Origin of the sequence: Leclercia sp. W6 (genome assembly GCF_003336345.1) — a bacterium.
Lineage (GTDB): Bacteria > Pseudomonadota > Gammaproteobacteria > Enterobacterales > Enterobacteriaceae > Enterobacter.
Window position 1 is genome coordinate 2,742,776 of the sequence record NZ_CP031104.1, and the last position, 12,307, is coordinate 2,755,082.

Below are 12,307 nucleotides of genomic sequence, written 5' to 3' on the forward strand. Positions count from 1 at the left end.
TTCGGCGTTGTAAGGTTAAGCCTCACGGTTCATTAGTACCGGTTAGCTCAACGCATCGCTGCGCTTACACACCCGGCCTATCAACGTCGTCGTCTTCAACGTTCCTTCAGGACCCTCGAAGGGTCAGGGAGAACTCATCTCGGGGCAAGTTTCGTGCTTAGATGCTTTCAGCACTTATCTCTTCCGCATTTAGCTACCGGGCAGTGCCATTGGCATGACAACCCGAACACCAGTGATGCGTCCACTCCGGTCCTCTCGTACTAGGAGCAGCCCCCTCAATTCTCCAGCGCCCACGGCAGATAGGGACCGAACTGTCTCACGACGTTCTAAACCCAGCTCGCGTACCACTTTAAATGGCGAACAGCCATACCCTTGGGACCTACTTCAGCCCAGGATGTGATGAGCCGACATCGAGGTGCCAAACACCGCCGTCGATATGAACTCTTGGGCGGTATCAGCCTGTTATCCCCGGAGTACCTTTTATCCGTTGAGCGATGGCCCTTCCATACAGAACCACCGGATCACTATGACCTGCTTTCGCACCTGCTCGAGCCGTCACTCTCGCAGTCAAGCCAGCTTATGCCATTGCACTAACCTCCTGATGTCCGACCAGGATTAGCTGACCTTCGTGCTCCTCCGTTACTCTTTAGGAGGAGACCGCCCCAGTCAAACTACCCACCAGACACTGTCCGCAACCCGGATCACGGGTCCACGTTAGAACACCAGCCATTAAAGGGTGGTATTTCAAGGACGGCTCCATGCAGACTGGCGTCCACACTTCAAAGCCTCCCACCTATCCTACACATCAAGGACCAGTGTTCAGTGTCAAGCTATAGTAAAGGTTCACGGGGTCTTTCCGTCTTGCCGCGGGTACACTGCATCTTCACAGCGATTTCAATTTCACTGAGTCTCGGGTGGAGACAGCCTGGCCATCATTACGCCATTCGTGCAGGTCGGAACTTACCCGACAAGGAATTTCGCTACCTTAGGACCGTTATAGTTACGGCCGCCGTTTACCGGGGCTTCGATCAAGAGCTTCGCGTTGCCGCTAACCCCATCAATTAACCTTCCGGCACCGGGCAGGCGTCACACCGTATACGTCCACTTTCGTGTTTGCACAGTGCTGTGTTTTTAATAAACAGTTGCAGCCAGCTGGTATCTTCGACTGATTTCAGCTCCACCCGCAGGGGCTTCACCTACATATCAGCGTGCCTTCTCCCGAAGTTACGGCACCATTTTGCCTAGTTCCTTCACCCGAGTTCTCTCAAGCGCCTTGGTATTCTCTACCTGACCACCTGTGTCGGTTTGGGGTACGATTTGATGTTACCTGATGCTTAGAGGCTTTTCCTGGAAGCAGGGCATTTGTTGCTTCAGCACCGTAGTGCCTCGTCATCACACCTCAGCGTTAAAAGGTACCGGATTTACCTGGAACCTCCGCCTACATGCTTAAACCGGGACAACCGTCGCCCGGCCAACATAGCCTTCTCCGTCCCCCTTCGCAGTAACACCGAGTACAGGAATATTAACCTGTTTCCCATCGACTACGCCTTTCGGCCTCGCCTTAGGGGTCGACTCACCCTGCCCCGATTAACGTTGGACAGGAACCCTTGGTCTTCCGGCGAGCGGGCTTTTCACCCGCTTTATCGTTACTTATGTCAGCATTCGCACTTCTGATACCTCCAGCATGCCTCACAGCACACCTTCGCAGGCTTACAGAACGCTCCCCTACCCAACAACACATAGTGTCGCTGCCGCAGCTTCGGTGCATGGTTTAGCCCCGTTACATCTTCCGCGCAGGCCGACTCGACCAGTGAGCTATTACGCTTTCTTTAAATGATGGCTGCTTCTAAGCCAACATCCTGGCTGTCTGTGCCTTCCCACATCGTTTCCCACTTAACCATGACTTTGGGACCTTAGCTGGCGGTCTGGGTTGTTTCCCTCTTCACGACGGACGTTAGCACCCGCCGTGTGTCTCCCGTGATAACATTCCTCGGTATTCGCAGTTTGCATCGGGTTGGTAAGCCGGGATGGCCCCCTAGCCGAAACAGTGCTCTACCCCGAGGATGAGTTCACGAGGCGCTACCTAAATAGCTTTCGGGGAGAACCAGCTATCTCCCGGTTTGATTGGCCTTTCACCCCCAGCCACAGGTCATCCGCTAATTTTTCAACATTAGTCGGTTCGGTCCTCCAGTTAGTGTTACCCAACCTTCAACCTGCCCATGGCTAGATCACCGGGTTTCGGGTCTATACCCTGCAACTTAACGCCCAGTTAAGACTCGGTTTCCCTTCGGCTCCCCTATACGGTTAACCTTGCTACAGAATATAAGTCGCTGACCCATTATACAAAAGGTACGCAGTCACACCCGAAGGTGCTCCCACTGCTTGTACGTACACGGTTTCAGGTTCTTTTTCACTCCCCTCGCCGGGGTTCTTTTCGCCTTTCCCTCACGGTACTGGTTCACTATCGGTCAGTCAGGAGTATTTAGCCTTGGAGGATGGTCCCCCATATTCAGACAGGATACCACGTGTCCCGCCCTACTCTTCGAGTTCACAGCAAGTGTGTTTTCGTGTACGGGAGTATCACCCTGTACCCTGCGACTTTCCAGACGCTTCCACTAACACACAAGCTGATTCAGACTCCGGGCTGCTCCCCGTTCGCTCGCCGCTACTGGGGGAATCTCGGTTGATTTCTTTTCCTCGGGGTACTTAGATGTTTCAGTTCCCCCGGTTCGCCTCGTTAGCCTATGTATTCAGCTAACGATAGTGTGTCGGAACACACTGGGTTTCCCCATTCGGACATCGCCGGGTCAAGGGTTCATATCACCTCGCCGGCGCTTTTCGCAGATTAGCACGTCCTTCATCGCCTCTGACTGCCAGGGCATCCACCGTGTACGCTTAGTCGCTTAACCTCACAACCCGAAGCTGTTTCACTTCGCGTTGTGAAAATTTGAGAGACTCGAACACACTTAACGTGTGTCGTTTCAATTTTCAGCTTGATCCAGATTTTTAAAGAGCAAAACTTCGCAGCGCACCTTCGCAGGTACACTCTGAAGTTTTCAGGTTGTGCAGTAAAGATGGTGGAGCTATGCGGGATCGAACCGCAGACCTCCTGCGTGCAAGGCAGGCGCTCTCCCAGCTGAGCTATAGCCCCATCGTAGTTAATCTCTTCAAATTTGCGTTGCAAATTTGGTAGGCCTGAGTGGACTTGAACCACCGACCTCACCCTTATCAGGGGTGCGCTCTAACCACCTGAGCTACAAGCCTGCAGAGATTTTTTACTGCTAATTTTCATCAGACAATCTGTGTGAGCACTGCAAAGGCAGGTTCTTTAAGGTAAGGAGGTGATCCAACCGCAGGTTCCCTACGGTTACCTTGTTACGACTTCACCCCAGTCATGAATCACAAAGTGGTAAGCGCCCTCCCGAAGGTTAAGCTACCTACTTCTTTTGCAACCCACTCCCATGGTGTGACGGGCGGTGTGTACAAGGCCCGGGAACGTATTCACCGTAGCATTCTGATCTACGATTACTAGCGATTCCGACTTCATGGAGTCGAGTTGCAGACTCCAATCCGGACTACGACGCACTTTATGAGGTCCGCTTGCTCTCGCGAGGTCGCTTCTCTTTGTATGCGCCATTGTAGCACGTGTGTAGCCCTACTCGTAAGGGCCATGATGACTTGACGTCATCCCCACCTTCCTCCAGTTTATCACTGGCAGTCTCCTTTGAGTTCCCGGCCGGACCGCTGGCAACAAAGGATAAGGGTTGCGCTCGTTGCGGGACTTAACCCAACATTTCACAACACGAGCTGACGACAGCCATGCAGCACCTGTCTCAGAGTTCCCGAAGGCACCAAGCCATCTCTGGCAAGTTCTCTGGATGTCAAGAGTAGGTAAGGTTCTTCGCGTTGCATCGAATTAAACCACATGCTCCACCGCTTGTGCGGGCCCCCGTCAATTCATTTGAGTTTTAACCTTGCGGCCGTACTCCCCAGGCGGTCGACTTAACGCGTTAGCTCCGGAAGCCACGCCTCAAGGGCACAACCTCCAAGTCGACATCGTTTACGGCGTGGACTACCAGGGTATCTAATCCTGTTTGCTCCCCACGCTTTCGCACCTGAGCGTCAGTCTTTGTCCAGGGGGCCGCCTTCGCCACCGGTATTCCTCCAGATCTCTACGCATTTCACCGCTACACCTGGAATTCTACCCCCCTCTACAAGACTCAAGCCTGCCAGTTTCAAATGCAGTTCCCAGGTTGAGCCCGGGGATTTCACATCTGACTTAACAGACCGCCTGCGTGCGCTTTACGCCCAGTAATTCCGATTAACGCTTGCACCCTCCGTATTACCGCGGCTGCTGGCACGGAGTTAGCCGGTGCTTCTTCTGCGAGTAACGTCAATCACTGCGGTTATTAGCCGCAATGCCTTCCTCCTCGCTGAAAGTACTTTACAACCCGAAGGCCTTCTTCATACACGCGGCATGGCTGCATCAGGCTTGCGCCCATTGTGCAATATTCCCCACTGCTGCCTCCCGTAGGAGTCTGGACCGTGTCTCAGTTCCAGTGTGGCTGGTCATCCTCTCAGACCAGCTAGGGATCGTCGCCTAGGTGAGCCATTACCCCACCTACTAGCTAATCCCATCTGGGCACATCCGATGGCAAGAGGCCCGAAGGTCCCCCTCTTTGGTCTTGCGACATTATGCGGTATTAGCTACCGTTTCCAGTAGTTATCCCCCTCCATCAGGCAGTTTCCCAGACATTACTCACCCGTCCGCCACTCGTCACCCGAGAGCAAGCTCTCTGTGCTACCGTTCGACTTGCATGTGTTAGGCCTGCCGCCAGCGTTCAATCTGAGCCATGATCAAACTCTTCAATTTAAGTTTGATGCTCGTGAATTAAACTTCGTAATGAATTACGTGTTCACTCAGAGACTTGGTATTCATTTATTGTCCGAGGACGTTAAGAATCCATGTCACTTTGAGTGCCCACACAGATTGTCTGATAAATTGTTAAAGAGCAGTGCAACGCGGCTTTCGCTCACCGTTGCGAGGTGGCGTATATTACGCCTTCCTCTTTCAGAGTCAAGCGATTATTTTCGCTTTTCTCTTCAACCGGCCCGGCTGTTAGTGTGAAGTGATTCACATCCGCCGTGTCGATGGAGGCGCATTATAGGGAGTTCTCCGGCGCTGACAAGCGGAAAACGACAATTTTATTTCAACCGCTCACCTTTTCGCCACAATGCCTATTTTTGCTGCTTTTTAATGGTTTCCGGCAGCGCTGCCAGGCTGTTAATCACCCAATCCGCTGCATTTTCCGCTTCAGGCGTGACAGGCTTGCCAGTACGCACCAGAATTTTATGACCCACGCCTGCCGCGGCAGCTGCCTGCATATCTTCCAGTTTATCGCCCACCATATATGAAGCGCTCATATCTATATGAAGGAACTCTTGTGCGGAAGTGAGCATACCCGGGTGTGGTTTTCGGCAATCACAGGTCTGGCGATACTCATCTACGGTTCCCTGTGGGTGATGCGGACAATAATAGATACCGTCCAGATCAACGCCGCGATCCGCCAGTGACCAGTCCATCCATTCCGTTAAGGTCTCAAACTGTGCTTCGGTGAATTTACCGCGCGCGATACCTGACTGGTTGGTGACCACCACCAGCGCAAATCCCATCTCTTTTAATTCACGCATGGCTTCAATAACGCCATCGATGAATTCAAATTCGTCTATCTCATGCACATAACCATGATCGACATTAATTGTGCCGTCACGATCGAGAAAAATTGCGGGTACTGATTTTGCCACCGGTTTGCTCCTGAATAGGGATGTCTGCGTAGTATCTCATGTTTCACTGCGCAAGAAAGTGCTCATCGTGCAGAGTTGGATTGATTTAGACGTCTGGATGCCTTAACATCCGTTTTGTTGACGGTCATCGCCCGTATCAGGCAGCAGAAAATGCCACGGCTAACTTACATACGATAAAAATAATCTAATGATTAAACTTTCGAATATCACCAAAGTGTTCCAGCAAGGGAACCGTACCATTCAGGCGTTGAACAACGTTAGCCTGCATGTTCCGGCTGGACAGATTTATGGCGTCATTGGCGCCTCAGGTGCAGGTAAAAGTACGCTCATTCGTTGCGTTAACTTGCTTGAACGCCCGACCGAAGGTCACGTTCAGGTTGATGGTACGGAACTGACTACGCTTTCAGAAGCAGAACTGACTAAAGCCCGCCGCCAGATTGGCATGATCTTCCAGCACTTTAACCTGCTCTCTTCGCGCACCGTGTTTGGCAACGTTGCCCTGCCGCTGGAGCTGGATAACACGCCCAAAGACGAAATTAAACGTCGCGTTACCGAACTGTTGGATCTGGTCGGTCTGAGCGAGAAGCACGACACCTTCCCGGCCAACTTGTCCGGCGGACAGAAGCAGCGCGTGGCGATTGCGCGTGCGCTGGCCAGCAACCCAAAAGTATTGCTCTGTGACGAAGCCACCAGCGCCCTGGATCCGGCAACAACCCGCTCGATTCTGGAGCTGTTAAAAGACATTAACCGTCGCCTGGGGCTGACCATTCTCCTTATTACGCATGAGATGGATGTGGTTAAGCGCATCTGCGACTGTGTGGCGGTGATAAGCCAGGGTGAACTGATTGAACAAGACACCGTCAGCGAAGTGTTCTCGCATCCGAAAACCCCACTGGCGCAGCAGTTTATTCAGGCCACGCTGCATCTGGATATTCCGGAAGACTATCTGGCACGTTTAAAGGCGCAACCAGAAGCAAACAGTGTTCCGATGCTGCGGATGGAGTTTACCGGCAAGTCAGTGGATGCCCCGCTGCTGTCTGAAACCGCCCGCCGCTTCAATGTGAATAACAACATTATTAGCGCGCAGATGGATTACGCCGGTGGCGTGAAGTTCGGCATCATGCTGACTGAAATGCACGGTACGCAAGAAGATACGCAGGCGGCGATCGCCTGGCTGCAAGAGCATCATGTAAAAGTTGAGGTACTGGGTTATGTCTGAGGCAATGATGTGGTTGCTGGCACGCGGCGTTTGGGAAACGCTGGCGATGACCTTCGTATCCGGCTTCTTCGGTTTTGTCATTGGCCTGCCGGTGGGCGTGCTGCTGTACGTCACCCGTCCGGGTCAGATTATTGAGAACGCAAAACTTTACCGCACGCTCTCCGCGCTGGTGAACATCTTCCGTTCCATTCCCTTCATCATTCTGTTGGTATGGATGATCCCCTTCACCCGCGTTATTGTGGGCACATCCATCGGCCTGCAGGCTGCCATCGTCCCCCTGACCGTGGGTGCTGCGCCGTTTATCGCCCGTATGGTTGAGAACGCGCTATTAGAGATCCCGTCGGGGCTGATTGAAGCGTCCCGCGCGATGGGTGCGACGCCGATGCAGATTGTACGCAAAGTCTTACTGCCAGAAGCCCTGCCAGGTCTGGTCAACGCGGCCACCATCACGCTGATTACTCTGGTGGGTTACTCAGCGATGGGTGGTGCGGTAGGCGCCGGTGGTCTGGGTCAGATCGGCTATCAGTATGGTTACATTGGCTACAATGCTACCGTTATGAATACCGTGCTGGTTCTGCTGGTTGTACTGGTTTATCTCATTCAATTCTCTGGCGATCGCATCGTCCGGGCTGTTACGCACAAATAACGTTACACAACACAAACTCGACGAGTTAAGGATAAAAACATGGCGTTTAAATTTAAGACCTTTGCTGCGGTAGGCGCGCTGATCGGCTCTCTGGCAATGGTAGGTTGTGGCCAGGACGAAAAAGATCCAAACCACATCAAAGTGGGCGTTATCGTCGGTGCGGAGCAGCAGGTGGCAGAGACGGCAGCGAAAGTGGCGAAAGAGAAGTATGGCCTGGACGTGGAGCTGGTGACTTTCAACGATTATGTTCTGCCTAACGAAGCGCTGAGCAAAGGCGATATCGATGCTAACGCCTTCCAGCACAAACCGTACCTGGACCAGCAGATCAAAGATCGTGGCTACAAGCTGGTTGCGGTAGGCAATACTTTCGTTTACCCAATCGCGGGCTACTCCAAAAAAATCAAATCATTAGAAGAACTGCAGGACGGTTCTCAGGTAGCAGTGCCTAACGATCCAACCAACCTTGGTCGTTCCCTGCTGCTGCTGCAGAAAGTAGGTCTGATTAAACTGAAAGATGGTGTTGGCCTGCTGCCGACTGTTCTGGACGTGACCGAGAACCCAAAAAACCTGAAAATTGTTGAACTGGAAGCGCCACAGCTGCCACGTTCTCTGGATGATGCGCAGATCGCCCTGGCGGTTATCAACACCACTTACGCCAGCCAGATTAACCTGACGCCAGCGAAAGACGGTATCTTCGTGGAAGACAAAGACTCTCCGTACGTTAACCTGATCGTTACCCGCGAAGATAACAAAGATGCGGAAAACGTGAAGAAGTTCGTACAGGCTTACCAGTCTGATGAAGTTTACCAGGAAGCAAACAAAGTCTTTAACGGTGGTGCAGTTAAAGGCTGGTAATCTTACCTTTGTGTAATATCATTCAGGACGGGCGTAAGCCCGTCTTGTCATTTATGCAGGCAACTGATTCAATATCTGACGATTTGATTATTCATTGAGGAAATAATATGCGTGCTTTACCGATCTGTCTTTTAGCACTGATGCTGAGCGGTTGTTCTATGCTAAGCAGATCTCCTGTTGAACCTGTTAAAAGCACAGCAACCCCGCCGAAAGTGGAGCCTGAAAAGCCAAAAGCACCACGTCCTGCGCCGGTCAGAATCTATACCAAGGCTGAAGATTTAGTGGGTAAACCGTTCCGCGATCTGGGTGAAGTCTCCGGCGAATCTTGCCAGGCTACCAACCAGGATTCTCCTCCAAATATCCCTACTGCGCGTAAACGCATGCAGATCAATGCCTCTAAAATGAAGGCCAATGCGGTTCTGCTGCACAGCTGCGAAGTCACCAGCGGCACACCTGGCTGCTATCGTCAGGCCGTTTGCGTAGGTTCTGCCCTTAACGTCTCGGCGAAATGAGTGCATTCCAGTTCGAGCAGATAGGCGTTATTCGCTCACCCTATAAAGAGAAGTTTGCCGTGCCACGCCAGCCTGGTCTGGTGAAAAGCTGTAGCGGCGAACTTCACTTGCTCGCGCCCTATAATCAGGCCGATGCCGTGCGCGGGCTGGAAGCGTTCAGCCACCTGTGGGTGCTGTTTATCTTTCATCAGACCATGGCTGGCGGCTGGCGCCCTACCGTGCGCCCACCTCGTCTCGGCGGTAACGCCCGGATGGGAGTGTTTGCCACGCGCTCGACCTTTCGTCCAAACCCTGTCGGTATGTCGCTCATCGAACTGAAAGGCATTCGCTGCCAGAAGGATCAGGTGATTCTGGAGCTTGGCAGCCTGGATCTGGTGGACGGTACGCCCGTAGTGGATATCAAACCTTATCTGCCCTTTGCCGAAGCCTTGCCGGATGCGCGTGCCAGCTACGCCCAGCAGGCCCCCCAGGCAGATACGCCGGTCTGGTTTACCGATGCGCTCACCCCCCAGTTGCTCCAGTTGGAGAAGCGCTATCCTCGTCTGCGGGAATTTATCATCGACGTGCTGGCCCAGGATCCCCGTCCGGCCTATCGCAAAGAGGAAGAGGCCGGGAAAACCTACGCCGTCCTGCTGCTGGATTTTAACGTTCGCTGGCGCGTTACCGCGGCCGGCTTTGAAGTGTTTGCCCTCGAGCCTCAGTAATTTTATCCTCTTCTCTTTTGGCATCTTTGCCACACTGGTAAACTAAACCACTTTTTTTGTGTCAGGCTGCCGGTCAGCCTGTTCCACTCTTCGAAATGGAACCGTAACAACATGCGTACTAGCCAATATCTGCTCTCCACTCTGAAGGAGACACCTGCCGACGCCGAGGTGATCAGCCACCAACTGATGCTGCGCGCCGGGATGATCCGCAAGCTGGCCTCCGGGTTATACACCTGGTTGCCGACCGGCGTGCGCGTCCTGAAAAAAGTCGAAAACATCGTGCGTGAAGAGATGAATAACGCCGGTGCTATCGAGGTGTTAATGCCGGTAGTTCAGCCCTCTGAACTGTGGCAGGAGAGTGGTCGCTGGGAGCAGTATGGTCCGGAACTGCTGCGTATTGCCGATCGTGGCGATCGTCCATTCGTTCTCGGTCCAACGCATGAAGAGGTCATTACCGATCTGATCCGCAACGAGCTGAGCTCATACAAGCAGCTGCCGCTGAACTTCTTCCAGATCCAGACCAAATTCCGTGATGAAGTGCGTCCACGTTTTGGCGTCATGCGCTCTCGCGAATTCCTGATGAAAGATGCTTACTCTTTCCACACTTCTCAGGAATCGCTGCAGGAGACCTATGACAAGATGTACGAAGCGTACAGCAAAATCTTCTCCCGCATGGGTCTGGATTTCCGCGCCGTTCAGGCTGATACCGGTTCTATCGGCGGTAGCGCATCCCATGAGTTCCAGGTACTGGCACAGAGCGGTGAAGACGATGTGATCTTCTCTGACTCCTCTGATTACGCCGCGAACATTGAGTTTGCAGAAGCGCTGGCGCCAAAAGCACCACGTGCTGCGGCAACCGAAGAGATGAAGCTGGTTGATACACCAAACGCGAAAACCATCGCCGAGTTGGTTGAGCAGTTTAATCTGCCGATCGAAAAAACGGTTAAAACCCTGCTGGTGAAATCTACCGAAGGCAGCGCCTATCCGCTGGTTGCTCTGCTGGTCCGTGGCGATCACGAGTTGAACGAAGTGAAAGCCGAGAAGCTGCCACAGGTTGCAAGCCCGTTAACCTTCGCAACGGAAGCGGAAATCCGCGCCGTCGTGAACGCTGGCCCGGGTTCCCTGGGTCCGGTAAATATGCCTGTTCCTGTTGTGGTTGACCGCACGGTTGCCGCGATGAGCGACTTCTCTGCTGGCGCGAACATCGACGGCAAACACTATTTCGGCATTAACTGGGATCGCGACGTCGCGACGCCAGAAGTGGCGGATATTCGTAACGTGGTGGCAGGCGATCCAAGCCCGGACGGCAACGGCACCCTGATGATCAAACGCGGTATCGAAGTCGGGCATATCTTCCAGTTGGGTGATAAATACTCCCGCGCACTGAACGCCGCCGTTCAGGGTGAAGATGGCCGTAACCAGATCCTGACCATGGGCTGCTACGGTATTGGGGTGACGCGTGTGGTTGCTGCCGCTATTGAGCAGAACTACGACGAGCGTGGCATCGTCTGGCCGGACAACATCGCTCCGTTCCAGGTGGCGATCCTGCCGATGAACATGCATAAGTCCTACCGTGTGCAGGAGCTGGCGGAAAAACTCTACAGCGAGCTGCGTGCGCAGGGTATCGAAGTGCTGATGGACGATCGTAAAGAGCGCCCAGGCGTGATGTTTGCGGATATGGAACTGATCGGCATTCCGCACACCATCGTGATCGGCGATCGTAACCTCGATAATGACGAGATCGAGTATAAGTATCGTCGTAACGGTGAGAAGCAGATGATTAAAACCGGTGACGTGCTTGATTATCTGGTGAAAGCCATCAAGGCGTAAGCCATAAAAAAACCCCGCTGATGCGGGGTTTTTTATTGTCGCTATCTGCTGCCGCAGTTTTTGTCCGCTTCAAAGCGGGCGTCTCTGTCCGGTACCAGCATTTTGACTTTTTCACCACTGTCCGGGTTGGCCTCAAGAGTAAAATGCCCGTTCACGGTAAGCAGCACCGGTTTAGTATCATTTCCGCGCGCCGCCGCGTAATCCCGCTCCAGCTGCGCGTTATTCGCCACGCTCACCTTTTTGCCTGTGGCACAGTCGGTGAAGCTCGCCGCATCGGCCATATAGAAATACATGCCGCGCATCGCCATTGGCGTTGATGGCAGGGAAGCGTTAACGGGTGCCAGGGTGTAGTTAAACTGCGACTCAATCGGATTTCCTTCCCGATCGAGCATCTCCAGCCCTTCGCCTTTCGCCCGGAAATAGTGCTTTTCGCCCTGCGTATCCGTCAGCACCAGCTTATCCGCTGTTCGCGCCCAGCTGCCGTAGCTGGCGAAAGAGGAAGGCGCTTTTGCCCCCTGATAATGTTGATTCATTACCCAGGTGCCATCTTTTTCCAGAAACAGTGAGGTTTCGATACCTTCGCAATCGGCGCAGGGTAAAACCCCCCGCCAGCTCTGCTGCATCGGTTTTAGCGCCTCTTCATGGGCTGGCTCCAGCGCCTCTGCCCGATTATGACATCCCATCAGGATGACCAGCGCACCTGCAGCCACCACTGAAAATATTGCTGTTTTCACAT

8 protein-coding genes, 2 tRNA genes and 2 rRNA genes are annotated in these 12,307 nt (G+C 53.3%); 6 read left to right on the top strand and 6 right to left on the bottom strand.

The features are described 5' to 3' along the window. Positions 1 to 11: 11 nt before the first annotated feature. The 5 genes from DVA43_RS13470 to gmhB all read right to left on the bottom strand — a co-directional run bounded on the left by DVA43_RS13470 (position 12) and on the right by gmhB (position 5,805). Positions 12 to 2,909, bottom strand: a 23S ribosomal RNA gene (locus tag DVA43_RS13470). 166 nt (positions 2,910 to 3,075) lie between these two features. Further along, positions 3,076 to 3,151, bottom strand: a tRNA-Ala gene (locus DVA43_RS13475). A 36-nt stretch (positions 3,152 to 3,187) separates the two neighbouring features. Next, positions 3,188 to 3,264, bottom strand: a tRNA-Ile gene (locus tag DVA43_RS13480). A 70-nt stretch (positions 3,265 to 3,334) separates the two neighbouring features. Next, positions 3,335 to 4,873: ribosomal RNA gene (locus DVA43_RS13485) — 16S ribosomal RNA — on the bottom strand. Together the 16S and 23S rRNA genes with 2 tRNA genes alongside form the textbook arrangement of a ribosomal RNA operon. Positions 4,874 to 5,238: 365 nt before the next feature. Beyond that, on the bottom strand, positions 5,239 to 5,805 hold the full coding sequence (gene gmhB / locus DVA43_RS13495; protein WP_114315845.1) for a D-glycero-beta-D-manno-heptose 1,7-bisphosphate 7-phosphatase: 567 nt from the start codon (positions 5,803 to 5,805) through the stop codon (positions 5,239 to 5,241). 187 nt (positions 5,806 to 5,992) lie between these two features. On the opposite strand from gmhB, the gene metN reads away from it, so the two are divergent. The 6 genes from metN (at position 5,993) to proS (ending at position 11,571) form a co-directional block, all read left to right on the top strand. Continuing rightward, entirely contained in the window at positions 5,993 to 7,024 is a 1,032-nt protein-coding gene (gene metN / locus DVA43_RS13500) for a methionine ABC transporter ATP-binding protein MetN (protein WP_103178359.1), read from the top strand. Continuing rightward, the gene (locus DVA43_RS13505) at positions 7,017 to 7,670 is read left to right on the top strand and encodes a methionine ABC transporter permease MetI (RefSeq protein WP_039030285.1); all 654 of its coding nucleotides are present in this window, start codon (positions 7,017 to 7,019) and stop codon (positions 7,668 to 7,670) included. The genes metN and DVA43_RS13505 overlap by 8 nt, the downstream gene beginning before the upstream one ends. A 39-nt stretch (positions 7,671 to 7,709) precedes the next feature. Further along, entirely contained in the window at positions 7,710 to 8,525 is an 816-nt protein-coding gene (gene metQ / locus DVA43_RS13510; protein WP_114315846.1) for a methionine ABC transporter substrate-binding lipoprotein MetQ, read from the top strand. A gap of 107 nt (positions 8,526 to 8,632) precedes the next feature. After that, a complete protein-coding gene (rcsF, locus tag DVA43_RS13515; protein WP_103178358.1) occupies positions 8,633 to 9,037 on the top strand; it encodes an Rcs stress response system protein RcsF in 405 nt (134 codons plus the stop codon). Then, entirely contained in the window at positions 9,034 to 9,741 is a 708-nt protein-coding gene (gene tsaA, locus DVA43_RS13520) for a tRNA (N6-threonylcarbamoyladenosine(37)-N6)-methyltransferase TrmO (protein WP_114315847.1), read from the top strand. The genes rcsF and tsaA overlap by 4 nt, the downstream gene beginning before the upstream one ends. A gap of 111 nt (positions 9,742 to 9,852) precedes the next feature. Further along, a complete protein-coding gene (gene proS, locus DVA43_RS13525; protein WP_114315848.1) occupies positions 9,853 to 11,571 on the top strand; it encodes a proline--tRNA ligase in 1,719 nt (572 codons plus the stop codon). A 41-nt stretch (positions 11,572 to 11,612) separates the two neighbouring features. Here the strand turns inward: proS and nlpE are convergent, their stop codons facing one another. After that, positions 11,613 to 12,305 (bottom strand): envelope stress response activation lipoprotein NlpE, encoded by a 693-nt coding sequence (gene nlpE, locus DVA43_RS13530; protein WP_114315849.1) that lies wholly within the window; start codon positions 12,303 to 12,305, stop codon positions 11,613 to 11,615. Positions 12,306 to 12,307: the final 2 nt, after the last annotated feature.